Source organism: Rhodococcus sp. MALMAid1271, assembly GCF_049195265.1.
Lineage (GTDB): Bacteria > Actinomycetota > Actinomycetes > Mycobacteriales > Mycobacteriaceae > Rhodococcoides.
Genome location: NZ_JBMIRQ010000023.1, coordinates 1 through 15,924, shown reverse-complemented (window position 1 = coordinate 15,924; position 15,924 = coordinate 1). Strand labels below are relative to the sequence as shown.

17 protein-coding genes are annotated in these 15,924 nt (G+C 65.2%); 6 read left to right on the top strand and 11 right to left on the bottom strand.

The genetic code is table 11. The annotated features are described in order from the left end of the window. Positions 1–224 precede the first annotated feature (224 nt). The 4 genes from ACOQFP_RS01105 to ACOQFP_RS01090 all read left to right on the top strand — a co-directional run bounded on the left by ACOQFP_RS01105 (position 225) and on the right by ACOQFP_RS01090 (position 3,094). The gene (locus tag ACOQFP_RS01105; RefSeq protein WP_206488900.1) at positions 225–563 is read left to right on the top strand and encodes a DUF3263 domain-containing protein; all 339 of its coding nucleotides are present in this window, start codon (positions 225–227) and stop codon (positions 561–563) included. Between the two features lie 57 nt (positions 564–620). After that, positions 621–1,154, top strand: a complete 534-nt coding sequence (locus tag ACOQFP_RS01100) for a LytR C-terminal domain-containing protein (protein ID WP_421583178.1) — start codon at positions 621–623, stop codon at positions 1,152–1,154. Between the two features lie 97 nt (positions 1,155–1,251). Further along, positions 1,252–1,962 carry a superoxide dismutase[Cu-Zn] gene (gene sodC, locus ACOQFP_RS01095; protein WP_421583177.1) on the top strand — a complete coding sequence of 237 codons (711 nt, stop codon included), beginning with the start codon at positions 1,252–1,254 and terminating at the stop codon, positions 1,960–1,962. A gap of 1 nt (position 1,963) precedes the next feature. Further along, a complete protein-coding gene (locus tag ACOQFP_RS01090) occupies positions 1,964–3,094 on the top strand; it encodes a glutamate--cysteine ligase (protein ID WP_421583176.1) in 1,131 nt (376 codons plus the stop codon). A 7-nt stretch (positions 3,095–3,101) separates the two neighbouring features. Here ACOQFP_RS01090 and mnhG read toward each other — a convergent pair whose 3' ends face one another. From mnhG to ACOQFP_RS01060, 6 genes are read right to left on the bottom strand one after another with little or no spacing between them, the layout of a single operon-like run. Then, a complete protein-coding gene (gene mnhG / locus ACOQFP_RS01085) occupies positions 3,102–3,443 on the bottom strand; it encodes a monovalent cation/H(+) antiporter subunit G (protein ID WP_206488902.1) in 342 nt (113 codons plus the stop codon). A gap of 19 nt (positions 3,444–3,462) precedes the next feature. Then, on the bottom strand, positions 3,463–3,720 hold the full coding sequence (locus ACOQFP_RS01080) for a monovalent cation/H+ antiporter complex subunit F (RefSeq protein WP_206488903.1): 258 nt from the start codon (positions 3,718–3,720) through the stop codon (positions 3,463–3,465). Then, a complete protein-coding gene (locus ACOQFP_RS01075) occupies positions 3,717–4,358 on the bottom strand; it encodes a Na+/H+ antiporter subunit E (protein ID WP_206489091.1) in 642 nt (213 codons plus the stop codon). The genes ACOQFP_RS01080 and ACOQFP_RS01075 overlap by 4 nt, the downstream gene beginning before the upstream one ends. Before the next feature lie 2 nt (positions 4,359–4,360). After that, positions 4,361–6,004, bottom strand: a complete 1,644-nt coding sequence (locus ACOQFP_RS01070; protein WP_206488904.1) for a Na+/H+ antiporter subunit D — start codon at positions 6,002–6,004, stop codon at positions 4,361–4,363. Continuing rightward, a complete protein-coding gene (locus ACOQFP_RS01065) occupies positions 6,001–6,621 on the bottom strand; it encodes a Na(+)/H(+) antiporter subunit C (RefSeq protein WP_206488905.1) in 621 nt (206 codons plus the stop codon). Before ACOQFP_RS01065 ends, ACOQFP_RS01070 begins: the two co-directional genes overlap by 4 nt. After that, positions 6,618–9,482 (bottom strand): Na+/H+ antiporter subunit A, encoded by a 2,865-nt coding sequence (locus tag ACOQFP_RS01060; protein WP_206488906.1) that lies wholly within the window; start codon positions 9,480–9,482, stop codon positions 6,618–6,620. The genes ACOQFP_RS01065 and ACOQFP_RS01060 overlap by 4 nt, the downstream gene beginning before the upstream one ends. A 235-nt stretch (positions 9,483–9,717) precedes the next feature. On the opposite strand from ACOQFP_RS01060, the gene ACOQFP_RS01055 reads away from it, so the two are divergent. Continuing rightward, positions 9,718–10,128, top strand: coding sequence for an NUDIX domain-containing protein (locus ACOQFP_RS01055; RefSeq protein WP_341243647.1), 411 nt, complete (start codon positions 9,718–9,720; stop codon positions 10,126–10,128). A gap of 62 nt (positions 10,129–10,190) precedes the next feature. Further along, positions 10,191–10,943: an isocitrate lyase/PEP mutase family protein gene (locus ACOQFP_RS01050; RefSeq protein ID WP_206488908.1), complete on the top strand. Its 753-nt coding sequence runs from the start codon at positions 10,191–10,193 to the stop codon at positions 10,941–10,943. 92 nt (positions 10,944–11,035) lie between these two features. Here the strand turns inward: ACOQFP_RS01050 and ACOQFP_RS01045 are convergent, their stop codons facing one another. The 5 genes from ACOQFP_RS01045 to ACOQFP_RS01025 all read right to left on the bottom strand — a co-directional run bounded on the left by ACOQFP_RS01045 (position 11,036) and on the right by ACOQFP_RS01025 (position 15,769). Then, positions 11,036–13,213: an AAA family ATPase gene (locus ACOQFP_RS01045; RefSeq protein WP_341243648.1), complete on the bottom strand. Its 2,178-nt coding sequence runs from the start codon at positions 13,211–13,213 to the stop codon at positions 11,036–11,038. A 24-nt stretch (positions 13,214–13,237) separates the two neighbouring features. After that, complete coding sequence (gene pssA, locus ACOQFP_RS01040; RefSeq protein WP_206488909.1) at positions 13,238–14,092, bottom strand: CDP-diacylglycerol--serine O-phosphatidyltransferase; 855 nt, start codon at positions 14,090–14,092, stop codon at positions 13,238–13,240. 7 nt (positions 14,093–14,099) lie between these two features. Further along, positions 14,100–14,816 carry a phosphatidylserine decarboxylase gene (locus tag ACOQFP_RS01035; protein WP_206488910.1) on the bottom strand — a complete coding sequence of 239 codons (717 nt, stop codon included), beginning with the start codon at positions 14,814–14,816 and terminating at the stop codon, positions 14,100–14,102. A gap of 137 nt (positions 14,817–14,953) precedes the next feature. After that, positions 14,954–15,214: a GlsB/YeaQ/YmgE family stress response membrane protein gene (locus ACOQFP_RS01030; protein WP_421583199.1), complete on the bottom strand. Its 261-nt coding sequence runs from the start codon at positions 15,212–15,214 to the stop codon at positions 14,954–14,956. Between the two features lie 90 nt (positions 15,215–15,304). Continuing rightward, positions 15,305–15,769: an SRPBCC family protein gene (locus ACOQFP_RS01025; RefSeq protein ID WP_421583175.1), complete on the bottom strand. Its 465-nt coding sequence runs from the start codon at positions 15,767–15,769 to the stop codon at positions 15,305–15,307. Positions 15,770–15,924: the final 155 nt, after the last annotated feature.

Genomic DNA, 15,924 nt, shown 5'->3' with positions numbered 1-15,924 from the left:
AAGCCGCGGAACACGCCACGCGCCGGTACTTCGTCGGAGCCGTGCCTCGGGCGTCGAGCATGGTTGAATGATGGCCGAAGTACAACTGTGTAATTCGCTCGAGGTTCGGTCGGTGTTCGTACGGACGCCGGCAGCACTGGGGGTAGCAGATTTCCCAGGGTTCGGTTGTCGCGCGAGTTCGGTGATCACGCAGGCCCTTGGGAGTCGAGAAGTCGAGGAGTGGGATGGACGGCGCAGCAGCGCGTGACTCGAACCAGTCTCAGCAATCGGGAAGTTCGGACAGCACTCAGGACCCGAACGAGGTCGGCGCGGACGGACTGAGTCGACGAGAGCACGACATCCTGTCCTTCGAGCGGCAGTGGTGGAAGTACGCCGGAGCCAAGGAAGAGGCCATCAAGGAACTCTTCTCCATGTCGGCAACCCGCTACTACCAGATCCTCAACGCCTTGGTCGATCGTCCCGAAGCCCTTGCCGCGGATCCGATGCTGGTCAAGCGTCTGCGTCGACTGCGGGCCAGTCGGCAGAAGGCCCGCGCAGCTCGACGCCTGGGTTTCGACGTCTGAGCGGGTCCGTGATCAGGTGTTCCGAGTCCTCGTCGACGGTCGGCTAGGGTCGAGTACGTGAGCAGCCCCAACCCGGAACAGACCGGGCCACCACTCCGCGCGCTGGCGATGGTGCTGATCTCGCTGGCGATTCTGTTCGCAGCGATCGGTGCGCTCTCGCTCACCGGTTCGGACTCCGACGAGGCGGCGGCCGAGCCCTCCTCCTCCGAGACCGCCGCAGCCGAGACCACGAGCGCACCGGCAGCCGCGCCTACCTCGCAGGCACCCGTCGGCGACGCGTCGACCAGCAGTGCACCCCAGACCACCACCTCGAGTACCCCCGCCGACGTCGAGGTGCGAGTGCTCAACAACTCGAACATCTCCGGTCTCGCCGCCGACACGGCCGGTACGTTGACTGCCGACGGGTGGACGGTCACCGAAACCGGAAACTTCAACGAAGCCCAGTTCGCGCAGAGCGCCGTCTACTACGGCACCGCTGCAGGTGAGGAACAGGCTGCGCAGGCGATCGCCACGCAACTCGGCGTCCCGGCCGAGGCCAAGCCGAGCTCGCTCGAGTCCACGACCGGCGTGGTAGTCATCGTGACCCAGTAATTTCGGCCTTCGAGATCGTGCCCGGTTCTTCCGAATCGGGCGGCACGTTATCATTTTTCGAGCCCGGCGAAACTGCCTGAAAGAGGAGCGATTTCCGATGGACATGTTCAACAGACGCACTACTGCGACACGATCGCTGCATTATGTGGTGCCGGTCCTCGCGATCGCGGCCCTTGGGCTCTCTGCCTGCAGCAACGGTGAGGTCGCCTCCGACGTACCCGGAACCGTGCCGCCGGTATGGACCGGCGAATCCGATCCGTCGGCGGCAGCCGTCGCCGGAGACGGACGGGGCGGGTCGGACTCCGCCGACTCCATCGAAGGCACGTTGCGCAACCCGTCCGGGGCGCAGGTCGGCACGGTGACGTTCACGTCCGAGGGCGACAAGCTCACCGTCACCGCCGAGGTCGAGGACATGACCCCCGGCTTCCACGGATTCCACGTCCACACCGTCGCCGCGTGCGAGCCCAACTCGGTGGCACCCACCGGCGGCGAACCGGGTGCGTTCCTGTCCGCGGGCGGCCACCTGCAGGTCGATGGCCGAACCGGTCATCCCGCCAGCGGTGATCTGACGTCCATTCAGGTAGGCGAGGACGGCACCGGCCGCCTCGTCACCACCACAGATGCGATCACGCTCGACGATCTGCGCGCGGATGGCGCAGGAACTTCGGTGATCGTGCACGAAGGTGCCGACAACTTCGCCAATATTCCGCCGCGCTACACCCTTCCCGACGGTGCGGCGGTGCCCGACACGACTACGTTGATGACCGGCGACGCCGGTGCCAGGGCTGCGTGCGCGGTACTCCAGTAGTTTGAGCGCTCCCCGGATCCACTTCGCGAGCTCCCCGCGCCCGACGCTCGGCGTCGAATGGGAGATCGCATTGGTCGACAGGAACACGCGAGATCTCGTCAACTCCGCCGAGGCGGTCATCGACGGCGTCCACGAACTGGCCGGGGACACCCCGAGGGTGACCAAGGAGTTGCTCCGCAACACCGTCGAGCTCGTCACCGGTGTGTGCGAGAACGTCGGTGAAGCGATGGCGGACCTGGGTGGCTCCCTGGAGTTGGTGCGACGCGCAGCAGATCCGTTGGGAATCGACTTGTTCTCGGCAGGTACGCATCCTTTTGCCGAGTGGTCCACCCAGCAGCTCACCAGCTCGCCGAGTTACGACGAGTTGATCGCTCGAACTCAGTGGTGGGGTCGGCAGATGCTGATCTGGGGTGTGCACGTGCACGTGGGAGTGTCGTCCCCGGACAAGGTCTTTCCCATTCTCAACTCGCTGTTGCTGCAGTACCCGCACCTGCTGGCGCTGTCGGCATCCTCGCCGATCTGGGCGGGCAACGACACCGGATACGCCAGCAATCGCGCGTTGATGTTCCAGCAGCTGCCGACGGCAGGGCTTCCGTTCCAGTTCGAGGACTGGTCGCAGTTCGAGGGATTCGTTCGCGACCAACTCAAGACCGGGGTCATCGAACAACTCGGCGGCATGCACTGGGACATTCGGCCGGCACCGAAGTGGGGAACCATCGAGGTCCGAGTATGCGACGGGGCGTCGACCAAGCGGGAACTCGCTGCGCTGGTCGCGCTGACGCACTGCCTCATCGTGAACCTCGACGAGCGGCTGGAAGCGGGGGAGACATTGCCGTCGATCCCACCGTGGCACGTGCAGGAGAACAAGTGGCGGGCGGCCCGATACGGACTCGACGCCGAGATCATCGTGGACTCGGACAGTAACGAGCGATTGGTCACCGATGACCTGAGCGACTTGCTCGAGAGGTTGACTCCGACCGCCGTCCGTCTGAACTGTGTGGACGAGCTCGCCGCGGTGGCCGATATTCCCCGGCTGGGGGCGTCGTATCAGCGTCAACGTGCGGTTGCGGCGACATCAGGCGGCGATTTGCGTGCCGTCGTGGAGTACTTGGTGTCCGATCTCCACTCGTGATACCAGGTCACCGATCGGAGTCGTTCGGTTCCCTCTCGTTGACGATCAGCAGCCCGTCGCGTCCCCGCTGCTCTCGGTAGGCGACGCGGCCGACGGTGTGTGCGATGACCGGAGCGGTCACCAGAGTGAACACTCCGACGAGCAGCAGCATCCAGATGTCGACGTTGCCCCGCAGGCTGATGATGGCCCCGATCAACACCATGATCAGGCCGGCCACCTGCGGCTTGGTGGCCGCGTGCATCCTCGACAGCGTGTCGGGAAAACGCACGATGCCGACGGCGGCGGTGAATGCCATCACAGCTCCCGACAGGATGAATACGGAAGCGATGACCTGAGTAACGGTGCTCATTGGTCCCTCACAGTAGTGCTCATTCGTCCTTCACCCTGAATCGTGCGATGCTGACCGATCCGACGAAGCTGACCAACGAGAGCGCAACGATGGCCGGTACCAGGGTGGTGTCGCGGCTGTAGACGGCCCACACCGCGAGGCCGCACATCGAGACCGCCAGAATCGTGTCTATGGCGACCAGTCGGTCCAGCGTGCTCGGCCCGTCGAGCAGTCGGTACGCGGTGAGGACCGCAGCGGCGAGCAGAAGAGCGCCGGCGATGGCGAGAACGACGGTCACGACCACTCTCCCTTCCTGCTGTCGTCGGTCTTCTTGTCGTCTCGCGGGGCGTCCGGATCGCCGGATTTCGGATCGTCGCCGAACACTCCGTGATACTGCTCGTACTCCTGATGGTGCAGGGGACTGGGCTTCCAGTCGGAGTCGCGCTCGAAGCCTGCGATGAACAGTTTCTCCAGGTGCCGAACATAGGCGTAGAAGCCGTCGACTGCTTTCTGAGTGCCCATGTCCAGCACGTGTACGTACAGCAGACGTCTGGTCCGGTCGATCTCGAGCACCATGGTGCCGGGCACGAGATTCATTGCGTCGACGAACAGGGTGAGCACCAGATCGGACTTGATTGCGATGCGGCAGCGCAGCACCCCGGTGACCGGCGGAGCTTTCGGCCGGATCGCCAGCCACGCAACGCTGAAGCTCGATTCCATGGCGTAGTAGAGGAACACGCCTGCGAGTTTGACTAGGGAGAACACGTGGATTCGGCCCTCGACCGGTACGCGCGGCAGCGGCAGGAGCACCATGATCAGCACTCCGACGCCGATGCCGCCGAGAATGTTGGCCGCAGAGACGTTGCCCCACAGCAGGACCCAGATCGCCGTCAACCATGCCAGCGTCCAGACGCGGAGCAGTAGGGAGCGGTTCATCGTCATCGGGTGCCCTCCTCCTCGGCGCGCGCCTGTTCGTAGGCCTGGTCGCCGACGAATTCCGCACCGCGAACGGCATCGATGTACAGAGATCGATCCCGCAGGTCTCTGGCAGCGCGATCACTGATGTCGATGATCGGGCCGGCGAATACGGTCATGGCCAAACCGACGACGACGAGGCCGATGGTCGGGATCAACATGAAGGCAGGCATTCGGCCGACGTCCTCGCGATCACCGAACTGAATATCGGAGGAGTCGTCGAGCAGAGCGGACGGGCTGTTGTCCGCGAGGTCTCCCTCCGGGGCGTCGGCGCGAGCTCGCCAGAACGCCTTGGTCCATACTCTCGCCACGACGTACAGCGTCAGCAGGCTGGTGACGGTGCCGCCCGCGACGAGCAACCAGGCCAGCACGCTGCCTTGTTCGCTACCGGCTTGCAGGAGGGCGACCTTGCCGATGAAGCCCGAGAACGGGGGAATGCCACCGAGGTTGAGGGCAGGAACCAGAAACACGATCGCCAGAACCGGGCTGGCCGCAGCCAGGCCACCGAGTCGCCGCAGCGAGGACGAACCGGCCTGCCGTTCGATGAGTCCGACCACGAGAAACAGCGTCGTCTGCACCAGAATGTGGTGGGCGACATAATAAATTGCGCCCGACAGTCCCGATTGTGTCGACAGAGCCACGCCGAAGATCATGTAACCGATGTGGCTGACCAACGTGAACGACAACAGCCGTTTGATGTCGCTCTGCGCGATGGAGCCGAGAATGCCGACGAGCATGGTCAGCAGACCACAGACCATCAGAACGTTGTCGAGGGAGCCGTCGGGGAACAACAGCGTGTGTGCGCGAATGATGGCGTACACACCGACTTTCGTCAGCAAACCCGCGAACACCGCGGTGACCGGAGCGGGGGCGGTGGGGTACGAGTCCGGTAGCCACGTCGAGAGCGGGAACACAGCGGCCTTGATGCCGAACGCGACCAGCAGAACAGCGAAGATTGCGGTTCTCGTGCCCGGCGGAACGTCGTCCATCCGTACCGCGATGTGCGCCAGGTTCAGCGTCCCGGTTGCGGCGTACGCCAAGGCGATACCGATCAGGAAGATCAACGAGGACACCATCGAGACCATCACGTACGACACACCCGCACGGACTCGATCGGCGCTCGCTCCGAGCGTCAGCAGTACGAACGACGCGGCGAGCAGAACCTCGAAGCCGACGAACAGATTGAACAGGTCGCCTGCGAGGAAGGCGTTGCACACACCCGCGGTCAGCGCCAGGTAGGTCGGCAGGAAGATCGAGACGGGCTGATTCTCGTTCCCGTCGCGAATACCCTGACCGATCGAGTACACCATGACGGCCAGCAACACGATGGACGAGACAAGCAACATCATCGCCGAAAGCCGGTCCACGACAAGGGAAATCCCGAGTGGGGAATCCCAGCCGCCGACCTGAAGCGCGCTGACGCCGTCCCGATCGGCCAGATAGAGCATCATCGACGAGATCGCGACCACCGCGGTCAACGCGACCAGGGTGATGAAACGCTGCGCGCGGGGGCGTCGACCCAGCACCAGCGTCAGGGCAGCCGCCAGCATCGGAATGAGCACCGGAAGCGGAGTCAGGACATCGATCACGTGCGGGGAGATCGTCATTTGTGGTCTCCCTTCTTCTTGTTCGGCGCGCTCTCGTCCTTCTCTGCATTGTCGAGCCCGTCGAGTCCCTCGACGCCCGGCTCGTCGTCATCGAAGTCGTTCTCCCGGATGTCCTCGTAGCACTCGAGGTCTTCGAGATTCTCGAGCTGATCCATCGGAATCGGATTGCCCTTCGAGTCGAACGCGTCACCGCCGAAGCTGGGTTCACCTGTCACCGGGTCGTCCGAGCGGTCACGGTCGGGGGCCTCGGCCATCGACCGGCGCTGGGAGACCTTGGCGTCCTCGGGGTCGTTCTCGATGTCGTCCTTGGTGTTGAGCGTGAACGACCGGTACGCGAGCGCCAGGACGAATGCCGCGATGCCCATGGTGATGACGATCGCTGTCAGGATCACTGCCTGCGCCAGCGGATCGGCCATCTGCTGATTGACCGCGTTGTCACGGCCGACGATGGGCGGGCCGCCTGCCGGACCGCCGACCGTGAGCAGCAGCAGATTGACGCCGTTGCCGAACAGGAGCAGGCCGAGCAGCATCTTGGTGATGCTGCGTTCGAGCAGCAGGTAGACACCGGCAGCGACCAGCACTGCCACGATGAACAGCATTCCGAGATCAGCGGTCATGGGGCGCTCACTCGGGCTTGGCTCTGCATTTCCACCTGTGCGTCGAGACGTGCCCCGAGACTGCGGAGCACATCGAGTACCAACCCGACCACGATGAGATACACACCGAGGTCGAAGAACAATGCGGTGACGAGCTTGATGTCACCGAGAATCGGCAATGTCACCTCGAACGTGGCCGATGACAGCGCCGGGGCACCGAGGAACATCGACGCCACCGCTGTGCCCGCCGCGAAGATCAATCCGAGGCCGAGGATCTTTCCGGCGTCGATCGGCACCGTCTCACCGAGCTCGTACCGTCCGCCGGCCAGGTATCTGAGCACCAGCGCCAGGCCCGCGGTGAGTCCGCCCGCGAAACCGCCGCCGGGGGCATTGTGACCGGAGAAGAAGAAGTAGATCGACAGCACCATGATCGTCGGGAAGATCAACCGGGTGGTGACTTCGAGAATCAACGAGCGATGCCGCGGATCGATCAGCTCACCGCCGAGCAACCACGTCGTCTCGGCCGCGAACTTCGCATCCGAGTTCGATGTGGGGGCGCTCGATGCCGGGGCGTCGGACACCCGCGGAGCGCTGCCGAACCGGCGGTTGCGGAAGACCAGGCTGGCCACGCCCGTCGCGGCGACGAGCAAGACGCAGATCTCGCCGAGGGTGTCCCAGGCGCGGATATCGACCAGGATCACGTTGACGATGTTCTTGCCGTCGCCCAGTTCGTACGCGGCCTCGGGGAACTGCAAGGATACCGGAGCGGCGCTGCGGGCGTTCATCGCGAACGCTCCCAACACGCTGACGGTCGCTCCGACAGCCACGGCGAGCGCGGCGCGGACACCGCGAGACCCGGCTGCGCCCCGGTCGGCGACTTCGGCGGGCAGCTTGCGCAGCACCAGCACGAACACCACGAGGGTGACTGTTTCGACCAGGAACTGAGTCAGGGCCAGGTCGGGAGCTCCATGGATGGCGAAGATGACGCCGCAGCCGTAGCCGGTGAGCCCGACGAGGATGACGCTGGCCAGACGGTTGCGCATGACCGTTGCGCCGATGCCACCCGCGACCATGATCAATCCGATGACCACTTGGAGCGGAGTGTTCCAGAGCGTGTAGTTCAGTCCCGGCTTCTGCCCGACGACCAGCACGATGATCGGCAACAGCACCAGCGTCAGCAGGATCGTGCCCTGAGTGAGGGGGAGCGAACCGCGCTGTGTGGTGCCGGTGAGGCGGATGGACAGCGTGTCCATGAACTTGAGGACGTTGTCGTAGGTGCGGTCGGCGTTGCCGAGCGGGGGATGCTCGAACTTGAGCCGGTTGACCACTCGGTGGGCGATGAACAATCCGACACCGCCGGTGACGACGATGACCGTCAGCGCCAGTGGCAGGTTGAACCCGTGCCACAGGGCCAGGTGGTAGGGCTCCTGGCCGTAGGACGGCAGGGTCCGCGCGTACGGGCTGACGATGCGGTCGACGATGGAGGAGCCGAATCCCGCGATCAGTCCGAGTACCGCCAGGAAAGCAGGCGTTGCCAGGAACAGTGCGGCCGGTGCGTGCATGTTCTTCACCGACGGGCTCGGACGCTTGAGTTGCTTGCGGCCGAAGGCACCCCAGACGAAGCGGATGCTGTAGGTGACCGTGAGAATCGACCCGATCACCAGGCCGGCGACCACGACGGCTGCGACGGTTGGATCGAGCGTCGGGGTGCTGATCACGGCCGACAGGGCGGTTTCCTTGCCGACGAACCCCAGCAGCGGTGGTAGGCCTGCCATGCTCGCGGCCGCGAGCGCAGCGATGGCGGCGAGCCAGGGGGCCTTCTTGCCGAGGTGGGCGAGTTTGCGGATGTCGCGGGTGCCGGTGGTGTGGTCGATGATGCCGACGACCATGAACAGCGCCGCTTTGAACATCGCGTGCGCGATCACCATCGTCAGGCCTGCGAGCATCGCCTTCTCCGAGCCGATGCCGACCAGCACGATCAGGAATCCGAGCTGACTGACGGTGCCGAACGCGAGAACGAGTTTGAGATCGAATGCGCGCAGTGCTCGCCAACCGGCCAGGATCATCGACAGCAACCCGAGCGTGATCACCGTGGCGCGCCACGGACCCGAATCGGCGAATCCCGGTGCCAGGCGCGCCACCAGGTAGATGCCGGCCTTGACCATGGCGGCGGCGTGCAGATAGCCGCTCACCGGCGTCGGGGCGGCCATTGCGCCGGGGAGCCAGAAGTGCAAGGGGACGATGGCCGATTTGCTCAGCGCGCCGATGAGGACCAGCACGATCGCGACCCCGGGCAACCAGCCGGACGGTGCGTTCGCCACCAGCTCCGAGAGGTTGTAGGTACCGGAGACCTGGCCGAGGATGATGATGCCGACCAGCATCGCCAGGCCGCCTGCGGTGGTGACGAGCAGAGCCTGGGTGGCCGCGCGCCTACTGGAGGCCCGTTCGGCGTAGTGGCCGACGAGCAGGAACGACAGGACCGTCGTGATCTCCCAGAAGACGTACAGGACGAGCATGTTGTCGCTGGTGATCAGCCCGAACATGGCACCGGCGAATGCGACCATCTCGGCGGCGAACAGACCCAGCCGGGGCTCGTCGTCCTCGAAGTAGCGTGCGCAGTACAGCAGAATCAGGGCACCGATCCCCAACACCAGCAGCGACATGAGGGCTGCGAGGGAGTCGAATCGCATGTCGATGTTCATCGACAGGCCGGGGACCCATTCGATGCTCAGCGTCTGTTCGGAGTTCCAGTTGCCGAACACCCAGAGCAGACTCAGCAGCGGGACGAGAGCAAGCGGAAAGAATGCGTTGCGACCCCACCACCGAACGAGCAGCGGTGCAAGAAGCGCAGCCGCGGCATGCGCAAGAAGGATAGCGAGCAAAAAACACTCCGTCGTCTCGGTCGCATCGGCGGCGAGGCCGATGCGGTGGTCGTAGGGCGGCGATGAGTAGGGTCTTGAAATCGGTATGAAATTCGGCGTGATTGTTTGTGAAATAACGAATCGGCTCCCGAACGGCAGCACGTAATCGATCGGGTTCTATCGTACTTTGCGTGGTGGGCCGCGTGCCGACCGGTACAAAACGGTCGTGTGGGCACGAGTCGGGGAGACTGTGGCGGTGACCCATCCGAAGCTCATTCGTACTGCCGGTCTGGCCTATGTTCGCGATCGCCGAATGATCCAGACGCGATCGGTCGGGAAAACCGCGTTCTACATGGCCGGCGGCAAGATCGATCCCGGCGAGAGTCCCGAGCAGGCGCTGCACCGAGAGATCAGGGAGGAACTCGACGCGGCGGTGATCGACGCCAGGGTCCTCGGAGTCTTCGAGTGTCAGGCATGGGGGCACCCGGCAGGCACGCCGCTCGAGATCACCTGCTTTCTGGCCGACCTCAGCGCCGATCCGACGCCCACCAGCGAAATCGCCGAGATCAGGTACTTCACCCGGGACGAGTACGCAGCCATGCCCGACGTCGCTCCGGGGTCGCTGATGGTGTTCGACCGGATGAAGGCGCTCGATCTGATCGACTGAAGCGCGTATGTTGGTGCACGAGAGAACGTACGTTCTCCCGAGGCCACCGCGAAGGAGTTTTCATGACGAACCTGTCCCAGAAAGCCAGCACCCTGCTCGAGCTACACCAGCCGGGCAACCCCGTCGTGTTGCCGACGGTATGGGACGCCTGGTCGGCCAACCTCGCCGTATCGGCAGGCTTCACCGCACTGACCGTCGGAAGCCACCCAGTGTCGGACTCCATCGGCAAGCCGGACAACGAGGGCATCACCTTCGACGAACTCCTCGCCCGCATCTCGCAGATCTCCGCAGCCGTGGACGCCCCGCTGTCGGTCGACATCGAGTCCGGGTACGGCGAGGACCCCAAGCGCCTGATCGAGGGCCTGATCTCCGCCGGTGCCGTCGGCCTCAACATCGAGGACACCGTGCACAGCGAGGGCGGACGACTCCGTGAGGCGCAGGAGCACGCAGACTTCGTCGGCGCACTGCGCGCGGCATCGGACGCCACCGACGTGCACGTCGTCATCAACGCCCGCACCGACCTGTTCGTCAAGGCAATCGGCGACGAGAACGACCGCGTCGACCGCGCCATCGCGCGGCTGAAGCTGGCCGCCGAAGCAGGAGCCGACTCGCTCTACCCCGTGGGCTTCCACAGCGACGCCGACTACAAGCGCCTCGCCGAAGAACTCCCGCTGCCGATCAACGCCATCGCCAACCCGGCCGAGGGCGACCTGTCGCACTTCGCATCCCTCGGCGTCGGTCGCATCAGCTTCGGGCCGATCTTCCAGATGGAATTGGCCAAGCGGGCCGAAGAGGTGCTCGCGCGCTGGAAGTGAGTGCCTTCGGCAGTGGTGCGGTTGAGTGCCCTCAGCGGCACCTAACCACGCCACTGCTCATCTGGGTCGTTCCGCAGGCTCCACTCCTGCCGCTAGGCACTCCCGTAGGCCCGCAGATGCGCCACCTGCTCGGGATCGAGCGACGGTTTGACCGTCGCCCGAGCGGTGGCGACATCGGCGGCGGTGACGTCGGCCGCATCCATCGATCGACGCATGGCCGTCAGAGCGGCCTCGCGCAGCAGCGCCGCGCAGTCGGCGGCGGAGTAGCCGTCGAGATCGCGGGCGAGCGATTCGAGATCGACGTCGTCGGCGAGCGGGATGGATTTGCCCGACGCCTTCAGGATGTCCACCCGGGCGTCGGAATCCGGCGGTGGCACGAAGACCAGACGCTCGAGTCGGCCGGGCCGCAGCAACGCAGGGTCGATCAGATCGGGCCGGTTGGTTGCGCCGAGAACGACGACATCGCGCAACGGTTCGACGCCGTCGAGCTCGGTCAGCAGCGCCGCCACCACCCGATCTCCGACGCCGGAGTCCGAGCTCTGCCCGCGTCGGGGAGCCAATGCATCCACCTCGTCGAGAAAGATCAAGGAGGGCGCGGAGTCGCGGGCTCGCTGAAAGAGCTCTCGCACAGCCTTTTCCGAGGAGCCGACCCACTTGTCCATCAGCTCCGCGCCCTTGACCGCATGCACACTCAGTTGACCCGAGCTGGCGAGAGCGCGAACCAGAAACGTCTTGCCGCACCCTGGTGGCCCGTAGAGCAACACGCCGCGTGGTGGTTCGATCCCCAGTCGCGCGAAGGAATCGGGGTGTCGAAGCGGCCACAGGACCGCCTCGGTGAGCGCCTGCTTGGTCTCGACCATGTCGCCGACGTCGTCCAGGGAGATGCTGCCGATGGCCAGTTCCTCGGCGCCCGAGCGCGACAGGGGACGGATGACCTGGAGCGCACCCACCAGATCCTCCTGGATCAACGCCGCCGGTGCCGCATCGTTCGACGCGCGCGCCGCCGCCCGCAGCGCCGCTTCACGGGTCAACGCGGCGAGATCGGCAACGACGAAACCGGGCGTCCGTGATGCGATCTCGACCAGATCGACATCGCCCTGGGGGACCTTCTTCAGCAGGTGCTCGAGCAGCCCTTTGCGCCCGGCCGCATCCGGCAGCGTGAGAGTGAGCTCGCGATCGCACAGTTCCTGACCGCGCAGTCTCGCGTCGGTGGCCTCGGGATGAGCCGTCGTCGCGATCAGGGCCAGACCCGGAGTGTCGACGCCGCGGCGAAGCACATCGAGTACGAACGTCGACGCGGGTTCGGGATCCGAGGGCAACAAGGCGTCGACGTCGGTGATCAACAGGACGCCGGAGCCGGCGAGTTCGTCCACGGCGGCGGTGACTCGCTCGACCCGAGCGGAGGCCTCGAGCGCGCCGATCGACGGACCGTCCAGTACCACGCACGGGCGTTCGCCGATCACCGCGCGTGCCAGCGTGGCCTTGCCCACCCCTCCCGGCCCGGTGATCAGTACCCCCAGATGTGGTGACGCGCCGAGAGTCGCCAACAGCTCCGACTCGTCCAGTGCCAGCCGCAGCCACTCGGTGAGCTTGGCCTGCGCAGGGCCAACACCCACCAGGTCCCCGATGCTCACCCGCGGTTCCGTCGCCCTCGGCACCTGGACCGATGCCGACGGCGTTGCGGGGGCTGTGGTGACGGTGCCCGTTCCCCAGCTCACCGCCGAATTGGGCTGCACACTGACCGGTCCACCCGCCGGGTCGACGGCCGAGACCGTCAACAGCTCGGTGGTCCAGGCAACCCCGAATGTTCTCGACAGCGCCTGCGTCGCCGATGTGGTCGAGGTGCCGGGTCCGAGATCGCGGGGGAGAAGTGACACCGTGTCGCCCACCGTCAGCACCTTCCCGAGCAACGCCTGCCGCAGGGTGGTCTCGGAGATGGAGCCGGTTGCGAGCGCGGATCCTGTCACCGTGACGGTTCTGCCGCCGTAGACGGTGACGGGTCCGACTGCGACAGAGGCGTTTTCACGTAGGCCGGCGTTGGAGAGGGTGACGTCGTCCAGGAGCGCGGTGCCCTGCGGCGAACCCTCGGGGGCCGCGGCGACGACGGCAGCAGTACGGCGAGAACCGATGAGCGAGAGCGCGTCCCACTCGCGCAGACCGAGGGCGGCCAGTACCTCCGGATGCAGTCGCACGACGCCGCGCCTGGCATCGGCGGCCGAGGTGTTGAGGCGAGCAGTGAGTACGAGCTCGGGCGAGCTTGATGAGGTCACCGGTCCAACCTAATGGCTGGTTCGTCAGCTGCGCGGACGACGCAGGCCGAGGCGCGCCTGCGAGCGGCGGGCATTTCCCGGTGCGCGGCGGATGGCGCGGCGTTCGGCGCGGCGTTCGGCAGGCTTGGCATCCCACGTGTAGGGCCGAGCAGCAGTCCAGCGCTGCGAACGGACTGCGAACGGAATGTGCACCAGATAGGCCAGTACCAATCCCATGAGCAGGACCAGCGGGAAGGTGATGAGCGCGGCAGCGAGGAGCGCCACCAGAACCAGCAGTATCGCGGCCAGCCGCGGCGGCACCGAGACGGTCTTGAGGGCCAGTGTGGGGATGCGGCTGACGATCAGGGCGGCTGCGAAGATCGACCAACCGGCGACGACGTAGAACGACGCCCACCAGCCCTCGCCGAACTCTTCGAAGGCCGCGATCGGCGTCATCGCGATGAGGGCACCGGCAGGAGCGGGAACGCCGGTGAAGTATTCGCGGGCGTAAGCGGGGGTGTCGTCCTCGTCGAGCAGAGTGTTGAAACGTGCGAGCCGGAGCACGATGCTCACGGCGTAGACCAACGCGATGATCCAGCCGCCGCTGCTGCCCTCGAGCAGCGTCACGTACAACACCAGTGCGGGAGCTACACCGAACGAGATGGCGTCGGACAGCGAGTCCAGCTCGGCACCGATCTTGCTGGTGGCGTCGAGCAATCGGGCGATTCGACCGTCCAGCGCATCGAGGATCGCTGCGGCACCGATCATCGCGAGGGCTGTTCCGAGCTGACCGTCGAGTGCGAACTTGACCGCGGAGAGCCCGGAGCACAGCGCGAGAATGGTGACGACGGAGGGAAGCAGACGGATGGCAGCAGGCGGCTTGGCGCGTCTGGTGATCATCGAATCGCTACTGCGGTAGCTCGGCGAGAACGGTTTCGGCTCCGACTGCGCGTTGACCTCGTTCGACCAGCAGTGTCGTGCCTGCGGGGAAGTAGGTGTCGACGCGCGAGCCGAACCGGATGAGGCCGTACGTGTCACCGATCGTCAGGGTCTGCGCGACGGTGGCGTTGTTGATGATGCGTCGGGCAATGAGACCGGCGATTTGGACGACGGCGACATCGTGACCCGAGTCGGTTCTGATGTGCATGCTGTTGCGCTCGTTGACCTCGCTGGCCTCGGCGAGATCCGCGGATTTGAACTGGCCCCGGCGATGCACGACCTCGATGACCGTGCCACCGACGGGAACACGCTGGACGTGCACATCGAGAACGGACAGGAAGATGCTCACGCGCGGTACCGGCTCGGTGCCGAGATCGAGTTCGGCCGGGGGTGCTGCGGTGTCGACGAGGGTGACGAGCCCGTCGGCAGGTGCGACGACGACGCCGGGACGGTTCGGCGGCACTCGGGACGGGTGTCTGAAGAAGGTGGCGCAGGCTCCGGCGGCCACGAGGCCGGCGTTTCGTACCCACTTGGACCTGCGGCCGAGCACTGCAACGGCGAGCGGGCCTCCGACGAACGGTAGGCCTGCCGGGTGCAGCGGCGGGACCGTCTCACGAACCAAATCGACGATGTGAGCCACTCCGGTGCGTGGCGGTTGACCAATCGGGGCGGGACGGCGTGCCACGGTCTCCTCTTACTACTTCGTCGGGCAGGTATTGGCATGTCGTGGTGCTGCCAACAGTCGAGGCGCGCAGATGCACGACTGCCGGGGCCCTCACAGAGTACGTGAGACGCCCCGGCAGTCGGGAAGTGCGAGTGCGATCAGACGCGGCTGCGACCGGTCACGAGCTTGACCAGGAACAGCAGGATGACGGCACCGAGTAGGCAGATGAAAAATGTAGCCCACAAGCCACTTCCATCGACGTCGGTGAACAGGCGCAGAACCCAGCCGCCCAGGAGGCCTCCAATGACGCCGACGACGATGTTCAGAATGATGCCCATTTGAGCGTCGGTCTTCATGATCTTGCTAGCGACCCAGCCGGCGATCCCGCCGATGATGATGTAGACGATGAATGCCCACATGTGTGATGCCCCCACTTTCCGTTTGTGTCGTGTGATTGTCGAAACCCCGCATGCCCCTGGGGTCCCAACCTGAAACATTCCTGAGAATGTTTATTTTCGGCCGAGCTTCTCGCTCTCGGCCTTGATGCGACGCAGGGTGGTGTTCATGCCTTCGACGAGTTCGACGTCGAACTCGTCGATGCCCCCGAGGAAACGCTTGACCAGTAGCGAGGACACGTTCGAGGTGCCTGTGGGGGCTTCCCGCTTCTCGACGACGGTCGTCCCACCTGCCCTGGGGGTGAGGGTGTAGGACCACGTCGTCTTGTTCTCGATCACGCGGAAGGCGAGTTCGCGATTGGGTTCGAAGGTGACCACCTTGGCTGTGGTCGGCCAGACGAGCAGGCCTTTGCGGTTGATGTTGAGCGTCCTGGTGCCGGTGCCGACGGACCCGCCGAGGACTTTCATCTTCGTGCATTGCGGGCTCCACTCGCTCATTCGCCGAAGGTCCGACACGATCTTCCAGACGGTCTCGGGGCTCGCGGCGATGTCGATCGTGGCTTCGAGAGTCTTGCTCAACGTTGGCCTCCAGGTAGCGGGAATATCTGCAACTGACTGTCACACTCAATCTTGCGCATCCTATGTGGCAGCAGACACAGTTGGCCAGAGCGGAGCAGGAAGTTCGAAGCGGGCCAGGGCACAGCAACCCCCGTCGTGCGCCTTTTGCGTACCTC